Raw genomic sequence first — 25,731 nt, 5'->3', positions numbered from 1 at the left:
TTGTGTCAGTGCATCAGTGCGTGAGCGGCGACACTTCGAAGACGCAGTGGTCGTGGTGCTCCGCCGCACACTGCACTTCCTTCGAGTACGCGCGCGGTGCGCCCTTGCCTTCCGGCGTCGTGTCGTTCACCCAGTCCATCGCGCCGGCGAACCAGCCCGCGAACATGTAGCAGAGCTTGCCTTCCTTGCCGGGCTGCTGGAGCACGAACGACGAGTGGCGCAGCTCGATCTTCGCGCGCGCGCTCGCCGGGTCGGCCTCGATGATCGAGAACAGGCCCCAGCCGCGCTGCGACAGGCGCTTCAGGTAGTGCTCGAACACGGCCATGCCGGTCAGGCCGTGCAGCTTCGCTTCCTTGTCGCACCAGTGGTACGCGGACTTGTAGCCGGCCTTGTAGAGAATCTCGGCGTAGGCTTCGACACCGAGCGCTTCCTCGACGGCGACATGGTTGTTCGTGAAGAAGTGGCGCGGCACGTACAGCATCGGCAGCGCGTCGGTGGTCCAGACGCCGGTATCGGGATCGACGTTGATCGGCAGTTGCGGTTGCATCGTGGTGACTCCGTGAGGAAAAAAGGCCGCGCGGCTCAGTGCGCAGGCGCGACATCGTCCGCGTGCCCGCGCGGCTTGCGCGGGCACGTCCCGATTTTTCTAATGTTGAATCGCGGGCGGCGGTTCGGTTCGCTGCGGCGCTTACGCGCCCCACACGTCCTTGAACACGCGCACCCAGTTCTCGCCCATGATCTTGCGGATGCGCGACTCCTTCCAGCCGTGGCGTTCCATCGCCGCGGTCAGGTTCGGGAATTCGCCGATCGTGCGGATGCCGTCCGGGTTGATCACCTTGCCGAAGTTGGTCAGCTGGCGATAGCGGCCCTTGTCGTGCGTCAGCATGTCGAAGAATTCCTTCGCGAAATCCTGCGTGAAATCCGTGCCGATGCCGACCGCGTCCTCGCCGATCAGGTTCACGACGTAGTCGATCGCCTCGATGTAGTCGTCGATCGTCGCTTCGATCCCGCGCTTCAGGAACGGCGCGAACATCGTCACGCCGACGAAGCCGCCCGCATCGGCGATCTCCTTCAGCTGCGCGTCGCTCTTGTTGCGCGGATGCTCCTTCAGGCCCGACGGCAGGCAGTGCGAATAGCACACCGGCTTCTTCGAGAACGCGATCGCTTCCGACGACGTGTTGCCGCCCACATGCGACAGGTCGACCATGATGCCGACGCGGTTCATCTCGGTGATCACTTCGCGGCCGAAATCCGACAGCCCGCCGTCACGCTCGTAGCAGCCGGTGCCGACCAGGTTCTGCGTGTTGTAGCAGAGCTGCACGACGCGCACGCCCATGTCGGCGAACGCCTCGATGTAGCCGAGGTTGTCCTCGAACGCATGCGCGTTCTGGAAGCCGAGGATGATCCCCGTCTTGCCTTCCTTCTTCGCGCGGAAGATGTCGTCCGTCGTGCGCACCAGCGTCAGCAGCTCGCCGTTGTCGCGGATCTTCTTCTTCATCACGCCGATGTTGTCGACGGTCTTCGTGAAGTTTTCCCATACCGACACCGTGCAGTTCGCGGCCGTGATGCCGCCCTTGCGCATGTCTTCGAACACCGGCTTCTCGAACTTCGAGATGTTCAGCCCGTCGATGATGATGCTGTCCTGATGCAGCGTGCTCATATCTGCCTCTTGCTCCAGTCGTGTCGGTGTCGATCAGTAAATCGGGAAGCGCTCGCAGAGCGCGAAGATCTCGCGGCGCACGCGCTGTTCGGTCGCGTGGTCGCCTTCCGGGTTCGCGCGCAGCGCGTCGAACACCTCGAGGATCAGGCGGCCGATCTCGCGGAATTCGGCCACGCCGAAGCCGCGCGTCGTGCCGGCCGGCGTGCCGAGGCGGATGCCCGACGTGACGGTGGGCTTCTCGGTGTCGAACGGGATGCCGTTCTTGTTGCAGGTGATGCCCGCGCGCTCCAGCGCCTGCTCGACCGGCGCGCCCTTCAGGCCCTTCGGGCGCAGGTCGACGAGCAGCAGGTGGTTGTCGGTGCCGCCCGTGACGAGGTCGACGCCGCCCGCCTTCAGCACTTCGCCGAGCGCCTGCGCGTTCGCGAGCACGTTGTCGATGTAGGTCTTGAAGTCCGCATGCAGCACTTCGCCGAACGCCACCGCCTTGCCGGCGATCACGTGCATCAGCGGGCCGCCCTGCAGGCCGGGGAACACGGCCGAGTTGATCTTCTTCGCGATCTCCTCGTCGTTGGTCAGCACGAAGCCGCCGCGCGGGCCGCGCAGCGTCTTGTGCGTGGTCGACGTGACGACGTGCGCGTGCTCGACCGGGTTCGCGTGGCGGCCCGCGGCGATCACGCCGGCGATGTGCGCCATGTCGACCATCAGCTTCGCGCCGACGCTGTCGGCGATCGCGCGGAAGCGCGCGAAATCGAGCGCGCGCGGATAGGCGGAGAAGCCGGCGATGATCAGGTTCGGCTTGTGTTCGTGGGCGAGCGCCTCGACCTGGTCGTAGTCGATCCGCATCGTGTCGCGGTTCACGCCGTACTGCACCGCGTTGAACCACTTGCCCGACAGCGCGGGCTTCGCGCCGTGCGTCAGGTGGCCGCCCGCGTCGAGCGACATGCCGAGCACCGTGTCGCCCGGCTTGGCCAGCGCGAGCATCACCGAGCCGTTCGCCTGCGCACCCGAGTGCGGCTGCACGTTCGCATAGCCGGCGTTGAAGATCTGCTTCACGCGCTCGATCGCGAGCGCCTCGACTTCATCGGCGAATTCGCAGCCGCCGTAGTAGCGCTTGCCCGGATACCCTTCCGCGTACTTGTTGGTCAGCACCGAGCCCTGCGCCTCGAGCACGGCGCGCGACACGATGTTTTCCGACGCGATCAGCTCGACCTGCGACTGCTGTCGCTCGAGTTCCTTCAGGATGGCGCTGCGGACCGGCGCGTCGCGCTCGGCGAGGGGCTGCGAGAAGAAAGACTGGGTGTTCGACATAGAGCATCCGTGACGAAGAATTGTGGGGCTGCGATCAACGCGTAAGGCCCGCCGCGCCTGGGTTTCCAGCATGTCCATGGCATGGCTGCCGACGGCTCTATTCTTGTCGTTCGGATTTTCGGTCGATTGATGAATTTAGACGCGTTCTTTGCCTTTTCCGCCATTCGCGTCCGTTTTATACAAGTGACCGATCGTGCTTTTTCGGATCGCCAAGCAACGTCGCCGCAGCGCGCCACTGCCGCGCAGGCACTGCCACGGTGCCGCCGCCGCCCGCGGCGGGTGCAGCCGATCACGGATACGGTGCAGTGCAGCATGGGCGCTCGGCCCAGACAACGTATGGAGCTAGGGTTTAGCCGTATGGCACGCTTGTTGCACTCGCTCACACAATACCGCAGCCCGGTCCGTGCCTCGGGCCGAAAGCTATTAGTAGATTAGGAACGCTCCCCATGTCGCCCGACCGCACAGCGTCGCTGTCCCACTTCGCGTTCATGCCGTTGCCCAACTTCACGATGATTGCATTCACGAATGCGATCGAGGTGCTTCGGATGGCGAATTACCTGAGCGGCCAGCCGCTCTACCGCTGGTCGGTGATCAGCCCGGACGGTGGCCCGGTGACGGCGAGCAACGGCCTGACGGTCGACACGGGCCCCGCGGAATGCGCGGGGCAGCCGGACATCGTGTTCGTCTGCGGCGGCGTCGACGTGCAGCGCGCGACGACGGCCGACCACCTGTCGACGCTGCGCCGCTTCGCGCGCGGGGGCATTCCGCTCGGCAGCCTGTGCACGGGCACCTATGCGCTCGCGAAGTCGGGCCTGCTCGCGGGCTACGCGTGCGCGATCCACTGGGAGAACATGTCCGCGCTGAAGGAGGAGTTTCCGGACACGCGCTTCCTGAAGGAACTGTTCGTGATCGATCGCGACCGCATCACGTGCACGGGCGGCGTCGCGCCGCTCGACATGATGCTGAACCTGATCGCGGCGCGCGTCGGCACCGCACGCGTCACGCAGATCGCCGAGCAGTTCATCGTCGAGCACGTGCGCGACACGAGCGCGCAGCAGCGCATGCCGCTCGTCGCGCGGCTCGGGTCCGCGAACAAGTCGCTGTTCGAAGTGATCTCGCTGATGGAGAACAACATCGAGGAGCCGCTGTCGCGCGAGGAGCTCGCGCGGCTCGCGAACATGTCGCAGCGGCAGCTGCAGCGGCTGTTCCGCGAGCACCTCGGGATGACGCCGACGCATTACTACCTGACGCTGCGGCTGCGCCGCGCGCGCGAGCTGCTGCTGCAGACGGACATGTCGATCATGCACATCACGATGGCGTGCGGGTTCCAGTCCGCATGCCACTTCAGCAAGAGCTACCGCGACGCGTTCGGTGTCGCGCCGACGCGGGAACGGCGCAAGCAGGTGGCGCCGCTCGCGCAGGGGCCCGGCGGCGCGTCGGTCCCGACGCTCGCGATGATGCATGCGTGAGCCCTGCCTCGCGTGACATAAAAAAGCGACCCTCGGGTCGCTTTTTTCATTGCGGGTCGATGCTCACGAACCCCACACCTGCATTTCGTCGAGCGAGTAGCCCCACGGCGTCGCGCGCTTCGTGCCGAGCATCCGCACGTAGCGGCCGCGGCCGTTGAGATTGTTCAGCGCGACGTGGCCGTACGACACGCCGTTGTTCGTCGAGTAGATCGTCGTCCAGTTCGCGTTGTCGTTCGACGTCTGGATCTGGTAGACGAGCGCGCCCGCGTCCCAGTAGAGATCGACGCCGGTGATGGTCTTCACGGCCCCGAGATCCACGGAGATCCATTGCGGATCGACGCCCGTCCCCTCCGGCGAATCCCAGCGCGTGCTGGTGGTATTGCCGTCGAAGGCCTTGTCCGGCGTCAGCGACGCGTTGTAGCTGGCCGACGCGGCAGCGGGGCGCCCTTGCGACAGCAGCCCGGTCTGGCTGGCGGACGGGCCGCCGTAGTAGCTCGCGCCGAGCTTGGCCTTCGTGGTGTCGGCGTTCACGCCGAACTGCGACAGGCTCCAGCGCTGGCCGGTCGTCACGTCGCCGACGTAGAGCTGGTAACCGCCCGCGGTGGTCGACGAGAAGAACAGATAGTTCGTGCCGTTCACCGGTGCCGGGTCGGAGTTGTTGCTGATGCAGTCGTTGAGCGCGAGCTGGTTCGGCGTCGATGCCGGATCGGCGGTCTTCGCATAGATCTGGTCGAGCTGGCTGGTGTCCTTCCAGCGCGCGTAGAACACCATGCCGTCTGCGCGCACGATCGGGTAGTAGGTCTGCAGCCCGGCAGGATGATCGAACGTGGCCGTCGCGCCGGTGGCGATCGTGCGCTTCATCAGGCCCATGTTCGCGCCGGTGCCGGTCGCGTAGTACACGGCGCTCGCGTCCGGCGCGAGAAACGGCATCGAGTATTCGGCGCCGGCCGGCGCGTTCGTCAGGCTCACGACCGACGTGAACACCGGGCCCGCGCTCGTGTACGACAGCGTCGCCTGCTTGACGTCGCCGTTCTGCTTGAACACGAGCGTCTTGCCGTCCGGGCTGAACTTCGGATCTTCGTTGCGGGTTGCGCCCGTGCTGTTCGTCAGGTTGACCGGCGCGTTGTTGGTGCCGAGCTGGACCATGAACACGTTCCACGCGTTGTTGCGGATGCCCATGAACGCGAGCCACTTGCCGTCGGGGCTGATCACGCCGTTCATCGGGTCGGTGATGCCCCACGTGCTCTTGCTCAGCTGCGTCAGCGTGCGCGCCGAGAAGTCGTAAAGGAACAGCTGGCTCGTGCCGTCGCCATACGTGACGTAGCTGTGATAGACGAGCTTGCCGGTCAGCGCCGCCGGAAACGATGCATTGGACTGCGCTGGGGGATTGCTGATGCAGGCCGCTTGCGCAGCGCCGCCGAACAGGTTGAGGGTGATGCCGGCCACAAGGCCCGCGACGAGGGTCTTCGATTTCACGCTGGGGGGTTCCTGGATTGATGGGAGACGCCGGCGGACAAGATCCCGCACACATGCGCAGGACTACGGATCAGCCGCCGGGCAGCGTCGATCCGTATCGATAGGACGTCGGTTGAAAAAAAGCTGGCGAGAGAATGCCCGCAAACCGCGCGCATTAAAAGGATCAGAGCGCGCAAAAAACAAGCGGATCAGAAATTGAGGACGGGATGGCGCGTGACCTGTCGCGTGCTACTCTTTTCCCAGCGAGTCACGGATCGGCCGGGGACACAAGCATGAAGCGTTACGCGGCGCTGGCGAAGACGATCGCGGATTCTATCCGGCGCGGCGATTTAGTGCCAGGTGCACGCATCCCGACCATTCGCGCCGCGAGCCATGCGTACCACGTGAGCCCGACCACCGTGTTCCGTGCGTACTACCTGCTCGAGAGCGAGGGCTTGATCGTCGCGCGGCCGCGCTCCGGTTATTTCGTGTCCGATCTCGGCGGCAAGCGGCTGCGCTCGAACCACGGCCCGCCGCGAAAAACCGCCGCCGCGCGAAACGCCAGCCCGGACGATGCGCTGCGCAGGCTCGTGGATTCCATCAAGCACGAGGACATCGTTCCGCTGGGCTCGGCATTCGCGAGCTATTCGCTGTTCCCGATGAACAGCCTGTGGCGATGCGTAACGTCGGCGGCGCGCAACATGGATCGCACCAAGCTGCTGTCGGGGTTCCCGCCTGGAGACGAAGGGCTGCGCCGCCAGATCGCGCTGCGTTACCTGATCGCGGGCGCGGCGTTGCCGATGGACGAGATCGTGATCACGACCGGCGCGCTGGAAGCGCTGATGCTGAGCCTCGAAGCGCTGACGCACCCGGGCGAAGTGGTCGCGATCGAACGCCCCGCATTCCATGCGGTATTGCAGGCGGTGGAGCGCCTGCATCTGAAGGCCGTCGAAATCCCGGTCGATCCGCGCACCGGGCTCGATCTCGATGCACTCGCGAGCGCGCTCGACACGCATCCGATCCGCGCATGCTGGCTCATGACGTCGTTCCACAACCCGACCGGCGCGACGCTCTCCGACGAGCGCAAGCGCGCGCTGATCGCCCTGCTCGCTGCCCACGAGGTGCCGCTGATCGAGGACGACGTGTTCGGCGAGCTGTACTTCGGCTCGGTGCCGGTGCGTCCGGCGAAGCTGTACGACGATAGCGGGCTCGTGCTGCATTGCGGCTCGTTCTCGAAATGCCTCGCGCCGGGCTTCCGGATCGGCTGGGTCGCGGCCGGGCGCTACGTGCAGCAGATCCGGCACGCGAAATGCGTCGCCGCGCCCGCGGCCGACGTACCCGCGCAACTGGCCATCTCGAACTACCTGCAGGACGGCGGATACGACCGCTTCCTGCGCAAGCTGCGGCGCAATCTTGCCGCGCACCAGGCGCAGATGCTGGCCGCCGTGCGTGCATATTTTCCACAAGGCACGGAAGTCATTGCACCGCGCGGCGGCTATTTCCTGTGGATCGAACTGCCGCCGCGCGTCGATGCGCTGCGCCTGTTCGGCGCCGCGATGGAGAACGGCATCAGCGTCGCGCCCGGGCCGATCTTTTCGGCCTCCGGCGGATTCCGCCGCTACGTGCGCCTCAACTACGGCCGGCCGTGGACGCCCGCCGTCGAACACGCGATGCAGACCCTCGGCGCGCTGGCCGCGCGGCAACGGCATACCCACTAGCCCAGGCACGGAAGATGCCCCCATTCACGTGCCGATCATGCGCGGCACGCGCCTTGCGTTCTCGCCCGTGCGCGACAAAGAATGAAGATCGGAGAGCAGGCGGATGTGACGCGAGCAATCAAGCGAGCAATAAAACGGGCGGCATGCACGGCCGCATGGCGGGTTTCAACGGAGGAATCCCATGAGCACCGAGAGCGCACTCCAGGCGACGATCCAGGCACTCGTTCAGGATGGCAAAGGGCTGCTGGCGGCCGACGAAAGCGGGCCGACCATCGCGAAGCGCTTCAAGACGATCGCGGTCGAATCGACTGAAGAGAACCGCCGCGCATGGCGCAGCCTGTTGCTGTCGACGCCGGGCCTCGGCGAATTCGTCAGCGGCGTGATCCTGTATGAAGAGACGCTCGGGCAATCCGCGGACGACGGCACGCCGTTGCCCGAACTCGCCGCACGCCAGCAGATCGTGCCCGGCATCAAGGTCGATGCGGGCAAGATTCCGCTCGCGCTCGCGCCCGGCGACGAAATCACGCAAGGGCTCGACGGGCTCGCGGCGCGCCTCGACGGCTACCGGCGGCAAGGCGCGCGGTTCGCGAAATGGCGCGCGGTGTACAACGTGTCCGCCACGCTGCCCGGCCGCGCGGCGATCGAGGCGAACGCCGAAGCGCTCGCGCGCTATGCGGCGATCTGCCAGGAAGCCGGCGTCGTGCCGATCGTCGAACCGGAAGTGCTGATGGACGGCGATCATTCGCTCGCACGCTGCGCGCAAGTGACCGACGCCGTGCTGCATGCGGTGTTCGACGCGCTGCATCGGCACAGCGTCGTGCTGGCGCACATGCTGCTCAAGCCGAGCATGGTCGTCGCGGGCAGCACGCACGCGACGCAGCCGGCCCCCGCCGAAGTCGCCGCGGCGACGGTGCGCCTGTTGCGCAGCGTCGTGCCGGCCGAAGTCCCCGGCATCTTCTTCCTGTCCGGCGGGCAGACGCCCGAAGAAGCGACGGCCCATCTCGACGCGATGAATCGCATCGCCGGGCGGCCGTGGCTGCTGAGCTTTTCGTATGGACGCGCGCTGCAGGAGCCGCCGCTGGCCGCGTGGAAGGGACAGGCGGCCAACGTCCGCGCCGCGCAGGATGCGCTGCTGCTGCGTGCACGCCTGAACGGCGCGGCCTGTCGCGGCCAGTACGACGCGGCGATGGAGCGTGCCGCCTGAACGGAGCCGGGCGGATGTCGCCCGGTCGATCGAACATGTCCGGCCTTGTCGAATCATGCAAGTCCTGCCCAACCGGAAAATCGTCGCACGCGACACGCTGACAGGTGTACTGAGCGCGCATGCGCGGTCGCGGCACATCGCGTGCTGCCGCTGCACGCAATGCGGATTCATCGCGTTCCGCGCGCTCGAGCATTGCCCCGCGTGCGGGCGGTGGAACTGGCCGTTCGAGCCGCTGGCCGAGCAGCCGCGGCGTGCGCTTGCCGGCCACCCCATGCGGCCGGTCGATGCATGGGACGCGCGCGTTGCCCGCTTCTTCCACCATGTCGCCGTCAACCAGCCGCGCGCATCGACCGCGCCGATGCTGAGCCTCGTGACGCTCTTCCTGCTGTTCGGCGGCTACGTCGGGCTCGACAGGATGTGCAGGCTCGACCCCGTCTGCCGGACGCAGGACGTATCCGAGGCGCCGGCAATCGCCGGCGACTTGCATGCGCAGGCGGAGCTTGCCGCCCAGTCGGCCGATTTGCCGGTGCTGCCGCCGCCCGTCTATCCGTTTCACGCGACCGACCCGCCTCGTGTCGCGGCCGGCGCAGGCAGCGGACCGGGCGCGGAGGATCGGCTCGCGGGCCGCCCGAAGCAGGACGCACCCCCCGTGCGTGCGCCCACACCCGTGCGCACGCAGAATGCGATCGCCGCACGCGCGCCGGTCAATACGCTTGCCGCGCGCCCATGCGCGCTCCGTAACGAATCCGGTTGCGCGCGAATGCGCGCCGCCGCGCTGCGCACCGCGGAACCGCGCGACAGGCGCGATACGGCTCCGGCGCGTCATGCGCAGAAGACGATACGCCGCGTGAGCGCGCACCCCGAGCCCGCGCGGCGATCCGGATCGCACCGTATCGAACTCGCCCGGCTCTATCGCGGGCACTGAGCGCGCGATTCCCGCACGCACGAATGCATGAATACACGAAGGGCCGGGGCGTATGACCGCCCCGGCCCTCCGATTGCCGCACCGCCGGCCGCGTTACGCCGCCAGCATGCCGTGCGGGTCGATGACGAATTTGCGCGGCGCGCCGCCGTCGAACTTCTTGTAGCCGTCCGGCGCCTGGTCGAGCGAGATCACCGTCACGTTGACGATCTTCGCGATCGGCAGCCGGTCGAACAGGATCGCCTGCATCAGGTTGCGGTTGTACTTCAGCACCGGCGTCTGGCCCGTGAAGAACGAATGCGACTTCGCCCAGCCGAGGCCGAAGCGGATGCTCAGGCTGCCGTGCTGCGCGGCCTTGTCCTTCGCGCCCGGATCATCCGTCACGTACAGGCCCGGGATGCCGATCGCGCCGGCCGGCCGCGTGATTTCCATCAGCGAGTTCAGCACCGTCGCGGGCGCTTCTTCCGCATGCCCGGACGAGCCATGGCCGTGCGCCTCGAAGCCGACGCAGTCGACCGCGCAATCGATCTCGGGCGTGCCGAGGATCTGCGCGATCTGCTCGCCGAGCGTCGCGTCCTTCGACAGGTCGACCGTCTCGAAGCCCATCGCCCTCGCGTGCGCGAGGCGCTCCGCGTTCATGTCGCCGACGATCGTGACCGCCGCGCCGAGCAGGCGCGCCGAGGCGGCCGCCGCCATCCCGACCGGGCCCGCGCCCGCGATGTACACCGTCGAGCCGGGCTTCACCCCCGCGCTCACCGCGCCGTGATAGCCGGTCGGCAAGATGTCCGACAGGCAGGTGAGATCGCGGATCTTCGCCAATGCCTGATCGCGGTCGGGGAACTTCAGCAGGTTGAAGTCCGCGTACGGCACCAGCACGTACTCGGCCTGCCCGCCGATCCAGCCGCCCATGTCGACGTAGCCGTACGCGCCGCCCGCGCGAGACGGGTTCACGTTCAGGCACACGCCCGTCTGCTGCTCCTTGCACATCGGGCAGCGGCCACACGCGACGTTGAACGGCACCGACACGATGTCGCCGAGCTTCAGCGTCTCGACGTCGCGGCCGACCTCGACCACCTCGCCGGTGATCTCGTGGCCGAGCACGAGGCCGACGGGCGCGGTCGTGCGGCCGCGCACCATGTGCTGGTCGGAACCGCAGATGTTCGTGCTGACCACTTTCAGGATCACGCCGTGGCCGATCGCGCGGCCGCTCGGATCGACCATCTTCGGATAATCGATCTTCTGCACCTCGACCTGGCCCGGCCCAAGATAGACGACACCTCGATTGCTGCTCATCGTATTGTCTCCATGTCTCGTTGGATGGCGCTGCGGCCCGCCGGCGGATGAGGCGAGCAGGCAGCGCGCTGTTCGAGAGTAGTCCGGGACGTGGGGGGGCCGATGTGCTAAACGCGACATGGGTTTGATCCGGGCCGACATGGGCGGCCGGCAGGCGGGAAGCGGGAGGCGCGGCCGTTCACCCGCCCTGATTGTCACGAATCACCGCCGCAGCAGCCGCTTCCGCCTCGCTCGCGACCCCGTCATGCACGCGCGTGCTTTGCACCGGCGTCGGCGGCTCGCCGTCGAGCGCATGCCCGCCGCGCTCGTGCGTATCCACCGCCACCCGCATCGACAGCCCGACGCGCAGCGGATGCGCGGCAAGGTCCGCCGGCTCGATCGCGATCACGACCGGCACGCGCTGCACGACCTTGATCCAGTTGCCCGCCGCGTTCTGCGACGGCAGCATCGAGAACGCGCTGCCGGTGCCCGCCGAGAAGCCCTGCACGCGGCCGCGATAGACGACGCGCGTGCCGTAGAGATCCGACACGATCTCGACCGGCTGGCCGACGCGCATGTGCCGGATCTGCCCTTCCTTGAAGTTCGCCTCGATCCACAGCTGCTTCAACTGCACGATCGACATCAGCGGCACGCCCGGCCCGACCTGCTGGCCGACCTGCACCGCGCGCTGGCCGACCGTGCCGTCGACCGGCGCGACGATCGTCGTGCGCTTCAGGTTGCGGTACGCGAGCTTGAACTGCGCGGCCGCCTGCACGACGGCCGGGCTCTCGTCGACCGGCAGCTTGCCACCGAGCGCGCGCGCGGCATCGAGCTGCGCCTGCGCGGCCGCGAGATTCGCCTGCGCGCCGGCCGCCGCCGCACGCGCGCGCGCGAGTTCCTCCGGCGCGACGATCTCGACCGACGCGCCGGAGCGCGCCGCGAGCGCGCGCTGCGCGAGCGACAGGTCCGCGCGCCGCGCGTTCACCGCTTCGACGTACATCGTGTTCGAGATCTTCGCGTTCGCGACCTGCCGCACGGCCTGCTCGAGTTGCGCCTTCGCCTGCGCGAACGCGACCGACGCCTCCGCGTCGTCGAGCCGCACGAGCGTCTGCCCCGCGCGCACCGTGTGCGTGTCGCCCACCAGCACGTCGGTGACGGTGCCCGGCACCTGCGCGGCCACCTGCACGATGCTGCCGGCCACGTACGCGTCGTCGGTGTCCTCGTAGTAGCGGTCGCTGATCAGCCAGTACGCGAGCCACGCGAGCGCGGCCAGCAGCACGACCGCGAAGAACACGGTGAAGCGCTTGCGGCGCGTCGCGCGGCGCGCATCGCCTGCCGGATCGTTCAGCGCCGCCGGCTGCGCGGCAGTATGAAGGTTGTCGTGGTGCATCAGTCGCTTTGCGTAACGATCAGACGATCGTGCTGGAAGACGGGTTTCGCCGCCGGCGTCGGGCTCGCCGATGCCGCGCGCGCGAGAACAGGCGTACCGCGAGGCGCCGCGCCGGGGTCGGTCACGCCGACCATCGACGCACGCGCCGCGTCGTCGCGCCGTGCGGGTGCAGGTGCGACACTCGCCGCACCGGTAGCCGGTGGCCCGGCAACGCGCTCCGGGCGCGCGTCGTTCGACGTACCCGCCGCCGCAGCCCGGCTCGCGGCCGCAGCGGTCGCAGCACCGCGCCTCGCCGCCCCGCTGCGCGCCTGATGCACGGCCGGCGCCTGCGCCACCGTTGCGCCTGCGTCGAACCCGCCGCCCAGCGCGCCGATCAGCGCGACGCGCAGCGTGCGCTGCCGGCCCAGCGTCCCGATCAGTTGCGCACGCTCGTCGATCAGCGTGAGATCCGCGACGTCGACGTCCTTCTGCATCAGCACCCCGCGCCGGTGCCGGTCGGCCGCGATCTGCACGATCTTCTGCGCGGCGTTCACCGCGTCCTGCTGTTGCGCGACGAGCGTCTGCGCGGTCTGCAGCGACGTGACGAGCTGCGCGACCTGCCCGAGCGCGTCGTCGACGGCCTTGTTGTACAGGCCGATCGCAACGTCCGCCTGCGCGACGTCCGCGCCGAGCTTCGCCTTCAGCCGCCCGCGATCGAAGATCGGCAGCGACACCGCCGGGCCGACCGAGCCCGCGAGCGCGTCGCGCTTGAACAGCGACGCGGGCGCCAGCGCGAACACGCCGCCGAGCGCGACGAGGTTCACGTCCGGATAGAACTCCGCGCGCGTCGCGTCGGCGCTCGCATACGCGGCCTCGACGCGCAGCCGCGCGGCGACGATGTCGGGCCGGCGGCCGAGCAGGTCGGCCGGCAGCCGCGCGGGCAGCGGCGCATCGCCGAGCTTGCCGACGCGCGGGCGCTGCAGCGCGAGGCCGCGCTCGGGGCCGCGCCCCGACAGCACGCCGAGCTGCAGCTGCGCGAGCTTGATCTGCTCGTCGTTCAGCGCGATCTGCGCGAGCAGGCGGCTGCGCTTGATCGACGCGTCGCTCGCGTCGTACGCGTTGTCGAGGCCGCGCGCGGTGCGCTCGCGCAGCACCGTCGTCACCCGCTCGCTCACCTTCTGCTTCTGCTGCAGCAGGTCGCGCGCCGCATACGCCTCGTCGAGCCGGCAGTACACGGTGACGATCGCCGTCGACAGCGTGAGCCGCACCTGCTCGGCCTCGACGCGCGCGGCATCGCGCAGCGACATCAGGCTCTTCGTCGCGGCCTTGTTCCTGCCCCACAGGTCGAGCTGGTAAGTGAGCCCGACGAACACCGACGACGGCGACACGACCGGATCGCCGAAGATCTGCACCGGCACCTTGTAGCCGCCCACCGACACGTCGGCGATGTCGCCCGGCTGCGGCATGCGCGCGCGGCTGACCGTCGCGCCGGCGGTGCCGGTCAGCCCGGTCAGCGAATCGAACTGCTGCAGCTGCGCCTGCGCGATCCGCAGCCGCGCCTGCGCGACCTGCAGGCCGGGGTTCTGCTGCAGCGCGTCGGCGATCAGCTGGTCGAGCTGCGGATCCTGGAATTGCGCGACCCAGTCCGGCGCGGGCCATGCGCCGCCGGCGCCCGGGCCCACCGTGTGCGCGAGCGCGTCGTCGGCCGGTGCGCGCAGCGACAGTGAAGGCAGGAATCCTGACGGCGCGCAACCGCCCAGCGCGAACGAAATAACCAGTGAAGCGGCTATCTTGCCGGTTCTCGACATCGAACGTCGCATCGTCGCCCTCACCCTTGCCGCACGCGCGCGGCGAGCCGCGGGCGCGTGCGCTCGAGCGGGCCGAGCCGGCCGAACAGGCCGTCGGCGATGCCGAGCAGGATGCCGCCGAGCTTCGCGCGCTTGTCGCGCTCGACGAGCGCGATCTGCACGATCTGCCACAGCGTCAGCAGGTTCGGCACGATCGCGACCGGGAAGCGCAGCCCGTACTGGATGCCGAGCTGCACGCCGTTGCGCGCGCTGTAATAGCGCCGCTGCCACGGATGATTCATCGACGTCATCTCGAACGGGCCGAACGCGTGGCGCTGCTTCGCGCCGATCCGGTGCGACAGCACCAGCGACGGCACGACATAGAGCGGCACGTTGCGCGCCAGCGCGCGGAAGCTGTATTCGGTGTCGACGTGATCGATCACGAGCGTCTCGTCGAACGGGCCGAGCGTGTCGTAGGCATCGCGCGACACGACGCAGCCCGACGAAATCAGGAACGCGCAGCGCTGCAGCGGCGCGCCCGGCTCGATGCGCAGGCGCCGCAGCGTGATGCCGTTGGTCGACAGCTCGGGCAGGAAGCTGCGCGCGTTCTCGTCGAACACGCGCGGCCCCGCGAGGAACGCGCGGTGCGCGAGCCCCGCGCACACATCGCGCATGGTCGGGAAGAACGCGGCCGGCACCGCCGAATCCTGGTCGAACAGCGCGACCGCATCGACGCGTTCGCGAAACAGCGCCGCGAGCCCCGCGTTGAACGCGCCCGCGATCCCGCCGCGATTGCCGTGATGCAGCAGCGCGATGCCGTCGCGCGCGCAGACGTCGCGCGCCTGCGCGTCGGGCTGCGGCGTATTGTCGACGACGAGCAGTGCGTCGCACGCGCGCCGCAGTGCGCCGAGCGCCGCGAGCTGCGCGTCGGTCGGGTGGTAGAGAATCACGAGCGCGCCGAGTGCCGCCATGTTGCCTCCTACGAGCAATCAATGTCCAAAGGACGCCGCCGCGCCCCGCTTCGGCCGGGTGAGCCACATCATCGCGGCGAGCACGACGCACGTCATGCTCGCCATCCAGAACATGTCGCCCGTCGCCATCATGTATGCCTGCTGCATCACGACGCGGTTCAGCGTCGCCAGCTCGCGCACGCCGTCGATGCCCATCGCGTTGAGCGCGTGCACGAAGCGCTGCGTGTTCGCCGCGGCCTGCGTGACCGACTGCGACACGACGTCGTAGTGATAGGTCGCGCGGTTGTCCCACAGCGTCACGCTCATCGCGGTGCCGAACGCGGCCGACAGCGTGCGCAGGAAGTTCGACAGGCTCGACGCGGCCGCGAGCTTGTCGTCGGGGATGCGCGACAGCGTCGCCGCGGTCAGCGGAATGAAGAAGCACGGCAGCCCGATGCCCTGGATCAGCCCCGGTGCGACGACCTGCGCGAACGTCATGTTCAGCGTGAAGTGCGCGTCCCACGCGAGCACGCCCGCGAACACCAGGAAGCCGAACGTCGCGAGCACGCGCGCGTCGAAGCGGTGCGCATGCAGGCCGACGAGAATCGAGAACACGAGCGCGAGGATGCCGAGCGGCGCGGTCGCAAGCCCCGCATGGAAAGCGTTGTAGCCCATCACCGCCTGCAGCCACAGCGGGAACACCACGCCCACCACCGAGAAGCTCATCATCCCGAGCGAGATGATCAGCACGCAGAACGAGAACGTGCGATCGCGGAACAGGCTCAGCTCGACGACCGGATGCGCCTCGCCCGCTTCCCAGATCAGCAGCGACACGATCGCGAGCGCCGCGACGATCGCGAGCGTGACGATCAGCGGCGAGCCGAACCAGCCCTTGTCGTGGCCGAGGTCGAGCATCGCCTGCAACGCGCCGACGCCGACCACGAGCAGCACGATGCCCGGCACGTCGACCGGGCCGGCCGCGCCGCGCTGCGCGTCGGGCCGCAGCATCGCGGTGCACACCGCGAACGAGAAGATGCCGATCGGCAGGTTGATCAGGAAGATCCACGGCCACGAAAAGCTGTCGATGATCCAGCCGCCCACCACCGGCCCGAAGATCGGCGCGAGCAGCACCGTCATCGCCCACAGCGCGAGCGCGACGGTGCGCTTGTCGGCCGGGAACGCGCGCAGCAGGATCGTCTGCGACAGCGGCACCATCGGCCCCGAGAACAGCCCCTGCAGCGCGCGGCACACGACCAGCACGTGCAGGTCGCGCGCGAGCCCGCACAGCAGCGACGTCAGCGTGAACAGCAGCACCGCGCCGACGAACAGGCGCAGCTCGCCGACGCGGCGCGCGAGCCAGCCGGTGAGCGGCACCGCGATCGCGGCGGCGACCGAATACGAGCTGATCACCCACGTGCCCTGGCTGTTCGACACGCCGAGGCTGCCCGAGATCGCCGGCACCGCGACGTTCGTCACGGTCGAGTCGAGCACCTCGATGAAGGTCGCGAGCGACAGCGCGAACGTCAGCAGCGCGAGGCGCGCGCCGCGCAGCGGCCGCGTGGATGCCTCTGCCGCGGCGGGGCTTGCCGGCGCGGCATGCGCATCACGAAGCGGCGATGCGGTGCTCATGCGCTTGCCACCGCGGCGGCCGGTGCGGAACGCGCGCCCGCGCGCCCCTGCGCCGGCACGAACCGTTCGATGAAATCCGCCGCGCGCGCGCAGCCGTCCGGCGCGGCGGCGAGCGCCGCACGCGCCCGCGCGCCGTGCGCGGCGAACGCGGGATCGTCGAGCACGCGTGCGAGCGCCGCGCCAAGTCGCGCACCATCGACCGGGCCATCGAGCCGCACGCCGCAGCCGCTCGCGGCGACGCGCTGCGCGTTGTCGAACTGGTCGTGCGCGAACGGCGTCACCACCTGCGCAATGCCGGCCTCGTACGCGAGCGCCGCGGTGCCGATGCCGCCGTGATGCACGAGCGCGCGGCAGCGCGGCAGCAGCGTGCGCATCGGCACGAAGCGCCGCACGAGCAGCGATGCGCCGCCCGCCGGCACGTCGCCCGGCGTCAGCAGGATGCCGCGCGCGCCGGTGATGCGCAGCGCCTCGCCCGCCGCGCGTGCATACGCCGCGTGATCGACGCGCGTCGAGCCGGCCGTGAACACGACCGGCGGCGCGCCCGCCGCGAGGAACGCGTCGAGCCCGGCATCGCCCGCAGGTTCGCCGACGTCGTTGAACAGCGGAAAGCCGCTTTGCAGATGATTCGCGGGCCAGTCCGGCTGCGGCCGCGCGAACCAGCCGGGAAACAGGCACAGCACGCCGTCGGTCGAATGCAGCCAGCGGCCGAGCACGCGCCGCGCGGGCGGCAGCCCGAGATCCGCGCGCGCCGCGTTCAGCGCGGGGCCGCACACGCGGTCGAGCGCGGCGCGCTCGATCAGCGTCATCAGCGCGGCCTTGACCGGCAGCGGCCAGCGCGCGGGAATCGTCAGGCGCGGATGCGTCGGCGGCGCATGCGCGGACAGCAGCGTCGACGGCGACACCTGCACCGACACGTACGGCGTGCCGTGCAACTCCTGCATGAAGCGCGCGGAGAAGGCCCACAGCGTGCCGACCAGCACGGTGTCGGCATCGGTCAGCGCGCGCAGCGCGTCGTAATGCGGCCGCAGCACCGGCGCGATCACCTGCCACAGCGTGCGGAACGACGTGCGCGGATCCCACAGCGCGGGGTTCGCCATCGCCGCGTCGTACTCGGCCGCGGTGCCGACCGGCACGAACGCGAAGCCGCAGCGCCGCACGGCTGCCTCGAACGGCGGATGCGTGCAGAACACGACCTGATGGCCGCGCGCCGCGAGCGCGCGCGCGACGCCGAGCAGCGGATGCACGTCGCCCGCCGAGCCGATCGCCGTCACGATCACCTTCGCCATCGCGCGCCTCGCGGGAATCAGTAGAAGCCGGGGATCAGCGCCGCGACTTCGCGGCGGTACTGCGCATAGGCCGGCCCGAAATGGCCGGTCAGCCAGCTCTCCTCGACGCGCACCTTGTACGCGAGCGACGCGAACACCAGCAGCACGCCGAGCACGCCGCGCCACTCGCCGCCGATCAGCGCGGCGCCGGCGAGCGCGAGCAGGCAGCCCGTGTAGATCGGATGCCGCACGAGCGCGTACGGGCCGGTGCGAATCAGTTCGTGATCGGCCTTCAGCGTGACGGACACGCTCCAGTTCGTGCCGAGATGCCGCCGCGCCCACACCGAGAACAGCAGGCCCGCCACCAGCACCGCGAGGCCGCATTGCGCCTGCAGGCCGAAACGATGCCAGTCGGGCGCGAGCGCCTGCCACGTCGGGTCGGGCAGGATGATCAGCGCGCCGCCGACGATCAGCGGAATCGATTGCAGCGTGCGCGAGCGCGACGCCTCCTTGCGCACGGTCGCCTTCACCGCGTTCGACGTGGCGATCCAGTACGCGAGCCACGCGGCCCACGGTACGACGATGGCGATGCTCTGAACGATATTCACGGCTGGCCTGCCTCGGGTGGAGTGGAAATCGGATGCGCGGAGCGGCGCGCGCGGCGTCACGACGACAGTGCGGGCATCGCCGTGGCGAGGCACGCGGCCGGCATGTCGGGCGGCATGCCGAGCAGCGTCGGCGCGGCGTCGCAGAAGAAGCCGAGCAGCTCGGCGCGCGTGCTGTCGCGCTGCGCGCGGCCTTCGATGTCGAGGAAATGGCCGGCGCCGGGGATCGTCGCGAACTGTGCGCGCGGCACGTGCGCGGCGAGCGTGCGGACTTCGGCGGGCGTCGTGTATTCGTCGAGCGCGCCGTTGACGAACTTCAGCTCGCAGCGGATGTTCGAGAACTCGCTCAGGTAGCGTTCGGGCTGCAGCGACAGGATCTGGTCGACGTGGAACGCGACCTGGTCCTGCTCGTCGCGCGGCAGGCGCGTGAGGTAGCGGTAGTTGTACAGCTTCATGATGCGCGGCAAGTAGCGGCCCACGGTGTCGTTGAGCAGCTGCGCGGCCTTCAGGTTCTCGCCGGCGGCGATGTGGTCGCGTGCGCGGGTCACGTAGTCGACCATCGCATCGTTCAGGAACGGCGAGAACGAGCAGATCGCCGCGCGCCGCACGCTCGGGCAGCCGCGCGCGAGCGCGAACAGCGACGCGACGCCGCCCCACGACACCGACACGAGATAGGTGGGCGCAAAGCGCTCGACCAGATGCTGCAGGATCGCCACCTCGTCGTCCTTCGTCAGGATGAAGCAGCCCGGGTTGTGCTGGCGCGACTGCCCCGCGTACGGCAGGTCGAAACAGACCGTGTTCATCCGCTCGCCGAGGTACTGGACGGTCTGCCCGAACGATGCCGTCGTCGCCAGCGCGCCGTTGACGAGGATCGCCGTGTCGAACGCCGGATCGAACACCTGGCGCTCGACGTAAACCTTCAGACCATTCGGCAGCGGAACCACGTGTTTTTCGGTCGGCATCGTCGTTCTCCGGGTGGATGCGGCGGTTCGGCTGAGCGCTTTGCCGCAGGTGCACACGCGCATGCAATGGCGACGCGCCGGCCCGCGGCGCAACCCCCGATCGCGCCACGGCCGGCGCACCGCACCAAATTCGGCGGCGTCGATTATTTCCTGCCAGTGCGGCGCCATACTAATACGCCGAATATTGATCACTCAAGCAGGTTCAAATATCCCCTCTACTCAACCCTGAAATGCCATCGATTCAAATTTTTCGAGCATTTTTTATGGTATGAGCAAAGGTTTGCGAGGGATACGCAATCATTTTTCAATTACCTTTCAATGCACTGAAAACTCGCATTATTTCCATTAATAATCAATGCCTTGCATTCAATACGCTATCTCACGACAGCCTCACCCTCGCATCAATCATCTCCCCCGAACATTCTGAAAATTTCCACACGCCGACGAACATCGGTCACATTTACAATCTTTCGAAGAGGAAATGGAAAAAAATATCGAGGCGGCGGCTTATAAACTTGCCGCTCTCTTTATCCGTTTTAAACAAACTCCATTTTATTTAACTGTCTTTCGGATCCGCTTTTCCGCAGTTGCACATCGCCGCGACCACCCAATCGCACCCCGTTTTCCCTCGCCGTCACCCCTCCGACCCCGCTTTTTTATTGATTGAACGATCAATAAAAAACCGCTAAGCTCACGGCTTCCATCGATCTGCCGTCCGGGCCCAGGGAGTCGCGATGCCGAAAGTCGGAATGCGGGAAGTCCGCCGTGCGCAGTTGATCGACGCGACGCTGCGCTCGATCGACGAAGCCGGCCTGCCCGGCACGACGCTCGCGTCGGTCGCGCAGCGCGCGAACATTTCCACCGGCATCGTCAGCCATTACTTCGGCGACAAGGACGGCCTGCTCGAAGCAACGATGCGCCACGTGCTGCGCGACCTGTGGTCGGCCACCACGCGCCGCCGCGTCGCCGCGCGCAAGGATCCGCGCGCCCGGCTGCGCGCGATCGTCGCCGCGAATTTCGACGACACGCAGATCAGCGCGCCCGTGATGAAGACCTGGCTCGCATTCTGGTCGCAGAGCATGCACGAGCCGGCGCTGAAGCGCCTGCAGCACGTCAACACGCGGCGGCTCTATTCGAACCTGTGCGCGGAATTCGCGAAGGCCGTGCCGCGCGCGAGAGCGCGCGAAGCGGCCAGCGGCCTCGCCGCGCTGATCGACGGCCTGTGGCTGCGCGGCGCGCTCGCCGGCGGCCCGTTCGACACCCGGGCGGCGCTGAAGCTTGCCCACGATTACATCGACCTGCTGCTCGCGTCCGACTGACGCGGCGCGCAATCGCCCTCAAGGAGATCCTCATGTCCGTATTCGGTTTGCAGCGCCTCTACATCGGCGGCGGCTACGTCGACGCCACCAGCGGCAAGACTTTCGACACCTTCGATCCCGCCACCGGCGAACTGCTCGCGCAGGTGCAGCAGGCGAGCGCCGCCGACGTCGACCGCGCGGTCGCATCGGCGCGGGAAGGCCAGCGCGAATGGGCCGCGATGACCGCGATGCAGCGCTCGCGCATCCTGCGCCGCGCGGTCGAGCTGCTGCGCGAGCGCAACGACGAACTCGCGGCGCTGGAAACGCGCGACACCGGCAAGCCGATCGCCGAGACGCTCGCGGTCGACATCGTCACCGGTGCGGACGTGATCGAGTACTACGCGGGCCTCGCGACCGCGATCGAAGGGCTGCAGGTGCCGCTGCGCGCCGAGTCGTTCGTCTACACGCGCCGCGAGCCGCTCGGCGTATGCGCGGGCATCGGCGCATGGAACTACCCGATCCAGATCGCGTGCTGGAAGACGGCCCCTGCGCTCGCGGCCGGCAACGCGATGGTGTTCAAGCCGAGCGAGGTCACGCCGCTGACCGCGCTGAAGCTCGCGGAGATCTACACGGAGGCCGGCGTGCCGGCCGGCGTGTTCAACGTCGTGCAGGGCGACGGCTCGGTCGGCGCGCTGCTCACGGGCCACCCCGACATCGCGAAGGTGTCGTTCACGGGCGGCGTCGAGACGGGCAAGAAGGTGATGTCGCTGGCCGGCGCATCGTCGCTGAAGGAAGTGACGATGGAACTCGGCGGCAAGTCGCCGCTGATCGTGTTCGACGATGCCGACCTCGACCGTGCCGCCGACATCGCGGTAACGGCCAACTTCTTCAGCTCGGGCCAGGTCTGCACGAACGGCACGCGCGTGTTCGTGCACCGCTCGATCAAGGACGCATTCACCGCGCGCGTGCTCGAACGCGTGAAGCGCATCCGCGTCGGCAAGCCGACCGATGCCGACACGAACTTCGGCCCGCTCGTGTCCGCCGCGCAGCTCGACAAGGTGCTCGGCTTCATCGACAGCGGCAAGGCCGAGGGCGCGAAGCTGCTCGTGGGCGGCACGCGCCTCACCGACGGCCATTTCGCGAACGGCCAGTACGTTGCGCCGACCGTGTTCGGCGACTGCCGCGACGACATGAAGATCGTCCGCGAGGAGATCTTCGGGCCGGTGATGAGCATCCTCGAATTCGAATCGGAGGACGAAGTCATCGCGCGCGCGAACGACACGCACTTCGGGCTCGCGGCCGGCGTCGTGACCGAGAACCTGTCGCGCGCGCACCGCACGATCCACCGCCTCGAAGCCGGCATCTGCTGGATCAACACGTGGGGCGAATCGCCGGCCGAAATGCCGGTTGGCGGTTACAAGCAATCCGGTGTCGGACGGGAGAACGGCATCACGACGCTCGAACACTACACTCGGATCAAGTCGGTGCAGGTCGAGCTCGGCCGCTACAACCCGGTGTTTTGAGTCACGAACAAGGAGATCCGTCATGACGACACGCGAATACGACTACATCATCTGCGGCGCAGGCTCCGCGGGCAACGTGCTCGCGACGCGCCTGACGGAAGATCCGGACGTCACCGTGCTGCTGCTCGAAGCGGGCGGCCCCGACTACCGCTTCGACTTCCGCACGCAGATGCCGGCGGCGCTCGCCTACCCGCTGCAGGGCCGCCGCTACAACTGGGCGTACGAGACCGACCCCGAGCCGCACATGAACAACCGCCGGATGGAGTGCGGGCGCGGCAAGGGGCTCGGCGGCTCGTCGCTGATCAACGGGATGTGCTACATCCGCGGCAATGCGCTCGACTACGACAACTGGTCGACGCACAAGGGCCTCGACAACTGGACGTATCTCGACTGCCTGCCGTACTTCAGGAAGGCCGAGACGCGCGACGTGGGCCCGAACGACTACCACGGCGGCGACGGCCCCGTGTCGGTCACGACCAGCAAGCCGGGCGTGAACCCGCTGTTCGAGGCGATGGTCGAGGCCGGCGTGCAGGCCGGCTACCCGCGCACCGACGACCTGAACGGCTACCAGCAGGAAGGCTTCGGCCCGATGGACCGCACCGTGACGCCGCGCGGCCGCCGCGCGAGCACCGCGCGCGGCTACCTCGACCAGGCGCGCGCGCGGCCGAACCTCGAGATCGTCACGCACGCGCTCGCCGATCGCATCCTGTTCGACGGCAAGCGCGCGTCGGGCGTCACCTACCTGCGCGGCAGCGAGCGCGCGACCGCGCATGCGCGCCGCGAAGTGCTCGTGTGCAGCGGCGCGATCGCATCGCCGCAGCTGCTGCAGCGCTCGGGCGTCGGCCCCGGCGCGTGGCTGAAGGAACTGGACATCCCCGTCGTGCTCGACTTGCCGGGCGTCGGCCAGAACCTGCAGGATCACCTGGAGATGTATATCCAGTACCAGTGCAAGGAACCGGTGTCGCTGTACCCGGCGCTGAAGTGGTGGAACCAGCCGAAGATCGGCCTCGAATGGATGCTGAACGGCACGGGCCTCGGCGCGACCAACCACTTCGAGGCGGGCGGCTTCATCCGCACGCGCGACGACGACCTGTGGCCGAACATCCAGTACCACTTCCTGCCGGTCGCGATCAACTACAACGGTTCGAACGCGATCGAGATGCACGGCTTCCAGGCGCACGTCGGCTCGATGCGCTCGCCGAGCCGCGGCCGCGTGAAGCTGCGCTCGCGCGATCCGAACGAGCACCCGAGCATCCTGTTCAACTACATGGCGGAAGCGCTCGACTGGCGCGAGTTCCGCGACGCGATCCGCGCGACGCGCGAGATCATGCGCCAGCCCGCGCTCGACCGCTATCGCGGCCGCGAGCTGAACCCGGGCGCGGACCTGAAGAGCGACAAGGAGCTCGATGATTTCGTGCGTGCCCGCGCGGAGACGGCGTTTCATCCGTCGTGCTCGTGCAAGATGGGTTATGACGACATGGCCGTGGTGGACAACGAAGGCCGCGTGCACGGGCTCGAGGGGCTGCGCGTGGTCGATGCGTCGATCATGCCGATCATCACGACCGGCAACCTGAACGCGCCGACGATCATGATCGCCGAGAAGATCGCGGACAAGATTCGCGGGCGGCAGGCGCTGGCGCGGGTGGATGTGCCTTATTTCGTTGCGAACGGGGCGCCGGCGCGGGATGTCGGGAAGGTGGCTAGGGCGCCGGAGAGGGTTTGACGAGCGCGGGTACGCCGCCAGGTTCTTGTCGTAGCAAACGCCGCTGACAGCCAATGTCGGCGGCGTTTGCGTTTCTGGTCATGCCAATTCGGCACCACACCTTCCCGGCAACGGGACGTGTCAGGAATTTCGTGTGCTGAGGCCGGTTAAAAATCTCAGCTGATGGCGGAGGTGAATCGCTCGCCGAACAGAATGGCGAACTGATTGACTGCTTGCCGCCAAGTGATAGGCGGCATCTTCCAATCCTTTTCGATGTTGCGCAAGGCCAGATACAGCAGTTTGCTGGCTGCTTCGTCGCTCGGGAAGTGGCCGCGATTCTTCACGATCTTGCGCAACTGCATGTGCATGCTCTCGATAGCGTTGGTCGTATATACGATTCGACGCACCTCGGGCGGATAGACGAAGAAGGGGATCACCTGTTCCCATTGGCGCTGCCACATGGCCGCGACGGTAGGGAATTTGCGGCCCCACTCGCTCTGCGCAAAGGCGTCGAGCGCCGTAGCCGCCGCCTCGGCCGTGGCGGCCTGGTAGATCGGCTTGATCGCGGCAGCCAGCGGCTTGCGGTCCTTCCAGCTCGCCAGATTCAGCGAATTGCGGATCAGATGCACGATGCAGGTCTGGATTTGGGCTGCCGGATAGACCGCCTCGATCGCTTCGGGGAAGCCGCGCAAACCGTCGACCACCGCGATCAGGATGTCGTGCAAGCCGCGGTTCTTCAGCTCGTTGAAGACCTTCAGCCAGAACTTGGCGCCTTCGGTTTGCTCGATCCACAAACCCAGCACTTCCTTGCGGCCGTCGGCGCGGATGCCCAACGCCAGATAGACCGCCTTGTTCTTGACCGTGCCTTCGTCACGGATCTTCAACCGCAATGCGTCAAAGTACACGATCGGATACATGGCCTCGAGCGGGCGTTGCTGCCATTGCTCGACGTCGGCCAGCACTTCGTCGGTGACCGTCGAAATCAGGTCGGGCGACACCTGCAGCCCGTACAGTTCCAGCAGATGGCCCTGAATCTCGCGAACGCTCGTGCCGCGCGCATACATGCTGATGACGTGGTCGTCGAAGCCGGGCAGCCGGCGTTGATACTTGCCGACCAATTGCGGCTCGAACGTCGCCTGCCGATCGCGCGGAATATCCAGCTTCAGTTCGCCGTTGGGCGTCAGGACCGTCTTCGGGCTGGTGCCGTTGCGGTGGTTGCCGGCCCTGCCTTGCTCGGTCTCGGCTTCCAGATGGTGGCTCAACTCGGCCGCGAGCATGCGCTCGGCCAGCTGCTTCTTGAGCTGGCCGGCCAGCCCCGATTCGCCCAAGATCGACTCGGCATCCTTGCCCTGAACTTGGGCAAGCAACTGATCGATCAGCTCATCGGGAAACAGCTTCGGTGCCTTCGGGTTCTTGCTCTTCTTGGTCACTGTTGCATCGGTCATAGGACGTTAGTTCCGTTATCGTCTCATGACCTCGACACACTAAAAATCTGACAGGCTCCGGCAACGAAGCCAATCGCCACGGCTCGCCCCACGAAGCACCCTGTTCGCCACGGACTGTAAACGTTCCCCCGCCCTTGAAATCCGGCCCTTCGAGCCGAATCGACCACCGACCGCCCTGCCGATCCGCG

Annotated in this window: 20 protein-coding genes; 7 read left to right on the top strand and 13 right to left on the bottom strand. The window is 67.9% G+C overall.

Going from position 1 to position 25,731, the window contains the following annotated elements; all coding sequences use genetic code 11:
* Window positions 1-13: 13 nt before the first annotated feature.
* The 3 genes from ABFO07_RS18040 to ABFO07_RS18030 form a co-directional block, all read right to left on the bottom strand.
* Complete coding sequence (locus ABFO07_RS18040; protein ID WP_059562263.1) at window positions 14-547, bottom strand: DUF5943 domain-containing protein; 534 nt, start codon at window positions 545-547, stop codon at window positions 14-16.
* 141 nt (window positions 548-688) lie between these two features.
* The gene (locus tag ABFO07_RS18035) at window positions 689-1,660 is read right to left on the bottom strand and encodes a dipeptidase (RefSeq protein WP_059562261.1); all 972 of its coding nucleotides are present in this window, start codon (window positions 1,658-1,660) and stop codon (window positions 689-691) included.
* 33 nt (window positions 1,661-1,693) lie between these two features.
* Window positions 1,694-2,968: a serine hydroxymethyltransferase gene (locus ABFO07_RS18030; RefSeq protein ID WP_059562259.1), complete on the bottom strand. Its 1,275-nt coding sequence runs from the start codon at window positions 2,966-2,968 to the stop codon at window positions 1,694-1,696.
* 446 nt (window positions 2,969-3,414) lie between these two features.
* Between ABFO07_RS18030 and ABFO07_RS18025 the strand changes: the two genes are divergently transcribed.
* Complete coding sequence (locus tag ABFO07_RS18025; RefSeq protein ID WP_059562256.1) at window positions 3,415-4,437, top strand: GlxA family transcriptional regulator; 1,023 nt, start codon at window positions 3,415-3,417, stop codon at window positions 4,435-4,437.
* A gap of 63 nt (window positions 4,438-4,500) precedes the next feature.
* Here ABFO07_RS18025 and ABFO07_RS18020 read toward each other — a convergent pair whose 3' ends face one another.
* Window positions 4,501-5,913, bottom strand: coding sequence for a discoidin domain-containing protein (locus ABFO07_RS18020; protein ID WP_059562253.1), 1,413 nt, complete (start codon window positions 5,911-5,913; stop codon window positions 4,501-4,503).
* Window positions 5,914-6,185: 272 nt separating this feature from the next.
* On the opposite strand from ABFO07_RS18020, the gene ABFO07_RS18015 reads away from it, so the two are divergent.
* From ABFO07_RS18015 to ABFO07_RS18005, 3 genes are all read left to right on the top strand, one after another.
* Window positions 6,186-7,610, top strand: coding sequence for a PLP-dependent aminotransferase family protein (locus ABFO07_RS18015; RefSeq protein WP_060148677.1), 1,425 nt, complete (start codon window positions 6,186-6,188; stop codon window positions 7,608-7,610).
* Between the two features lie 181 nt (window positions 7,611-7,791).
* Window positions 7,792-8,814 (top strand): class I fructose-bisphosphate aldolase, encoded by a 1,023-nt coding sequence (locus tag ABFO07_RS18010; protein ID WP_059801766.1) that lies wholly within the window; start codon window positions 7,792-7,794, stop codon window positions 8,812-8,814.
* A gap of 55 nt (window positions 8,815-8,869) precedes the next feature.
* Entirely contained in the window at window positions 8,870-9,739 is an 870-nt protein-coding gene (locus ABFO07_RS18005; RefSeq protein WP_347469372.1) for a hypothetical protein, read from the top strand.
* A 93-nt stretch (window positions 9,740-9,832) separates the two neighbouring features.
* On the opposite strand, the gene fdhA is transcribed toward ABFO07_RS18005, so the two are convergent.
* The 8 genes from fdhA to ABFO07_RS17965 form a co-directional block, all read right to left on the bottom strand.
* Entirely contained in the window at window positions 9,833-11,029 is a 1,197-nt protein-coding gene (fdhA, locus tag ABFO07_RS18000) for a formaldehyde dehydrogenase, glutathione-independent (RefSeq protein WP_059562241.1), read from the bottom strand.
* Window positions 11,030-11,207: 178 nt separating this feature from the next.
* Entirely contained in the window at window positions 11,208-12,398 is a 1,191-nt protein-coding gene (locus tag ABFO07_RS17995; RefSeq protein ID WP_347469371.1) for an efflux RND transporter periplasmic adaptor subunit, read from the bottom strand.
* Window positions 12,398-14,185 (bottom strand): efflux transporter outer membrane subunit, encoded by a 1,788-nt coding sequence (locus tag ABFO07_RS17990; RefSeq protein ID WP_347469370.1) that lies wholly within the window; start codon window positions 14,183-14,185, stop codon window positions 12,398-12,400. The genes ABFO07_RS17995 and ABFO07_RS17990 overlap by 1 nt, the downstream gene beginning before the upstream one ends.
* A gap of 20 nt (window positions 14,186-14,205) precedes the next feature.
* The gene (locus ABFO07_RS17985; protein ID WP_347469369.1) at window positions 14,206-15,135 is read right to left on the bottom strand and encodes a glycosyltransferase family 2 protein; all 930 of its coding nucleotides are present in this window, start codon (window positions 15,133-15,135) and stop codon (window positions 14,206-14,208) included.
* An 18-nt stretch (window positions 15,136-15,153) separates the two neighbouring features.
* Entirely contained in the window at window positions 15,154-16,743 is a 1,590-nt protein-coding gene (locus ABFO07_RS17980; protein WP_059884614.1) for a DHA2 family efflux MFS transporter permease subunit, read from the bottom strand.
* Entirely contained in the window at window positions 16,740-18,029 is a 1,290-nt protein-coding gene (locus ABFO07_RS17975) for a glycosyltransferase (protein WP_347469368.1), read from the bottom strand. Before ABFO07_RS17975 ends, ABFO07_RS17980 begins: the two co-directional genes overlap by 4 nt.
* 17 nt (window positions 18,030-18,046) lie before the next feature.
* Window positions 18,047-18,616 (bottom strand): methyltransferase family protein, encoded by a 570-nt coding sequence (locus tag ABFO07_RS17970; protein ID WP_059801776.1) that lies wholly within the window; start codon window positions 18,614-18,616, stop codon window positions 18,047-18,049.
* A 56-nt stretch (window positions 18,617-18,672) separates the two neighbouring features.
* Complete coding sequence (locus ABFO07_RS17965; RefSeq protein ID WP_059884611.1) at window positions 18,673-19,575, bottom strand: alpha/beta fold hydrolase; 903 nt, start codon at window positions 19,573-19,575, stop codon at window positions 18,673-18,675.
* Window positions 19,576-20,309: 734 nt separating this feature from the next.
* Here ABFO07_RS17965 and betI point away from each other — a divergent pair.
* From betI to betA, 3 genes are read left to right on the top strand one after another with little or no spacing between them, the layout of a single operon-like run.
* Window positions 20,310-20,894: a transcriptional regulator BetI gene (gene betI / locus ABFO07_RS17960; RefSeq protein WP_059562192.1), complete on the top strand. Its 585-nt coding sequence runs from the start codon at window positions 20,310-20,312 to the stop codon at window positions 20,892-20,894.
* A 32-nt stretch (window positions 20,895-20,926) separates the two neighbouring features.
* The gene (gene betB, locus ABFO07_RS17955) at window positions 20,927-22,396 is read left to right on the top strand and encodes a betaine-aldehyde dehydrogenase (RefSeq protein ID WP_347469367.1); all 1,470 of its coding nucleotides are present in this window, start codon (window positions 20,927-20,929) and stop codon (window positions 22,394-22,396) included.
* A gap of 22 nt (window positions 22,397-22,418) precedes the next feature.
* On the top strand, window positions 22,419-24,119 hold the full coding sequence (gene betA, locus ABFO07_RS17950) for a choline dehydrogenase (RefSeq protein WP_059958804.1): 1,701 nt from the start codon (window positions 22,419-22,421) through the stop codon (window positions 24,117-24,119).
* 155 nt (window positions 24,120-24,274) lie between these two features.
* Here the strand turns inward: betA and ABFO07_RS17945 are convergent, their stop codons facing one another.
* Window positions 24,275-25,543 carry an IS256 family transposase gene (locus ABFO07_RS17945; protein ID WP_347469366.1) on the bottom strand — a complete coding sequence of 423 codons (1,269 nt, stop codon included), beginning with the start codon at window positions 25,541-25,543 and terminating at the stop codon, window positions 24,275-24,277.
* Window positions 25,544-25,731: the final 188 nt, after the last annotated feature.

This window comes from Burkholderia stagnalis (genome assembly GCF_039848545.1).
GTDB classification, from domain to species: Bacteria; Pseudomonadota; Gammaproteobacteria; order Burkholderiales; family Burkholderiaceae; genus Burkholderia; species Burkholderia stagnalis.
This window is presented reverse-complemented; position numbering and strand designations above follow the sequence as displayed.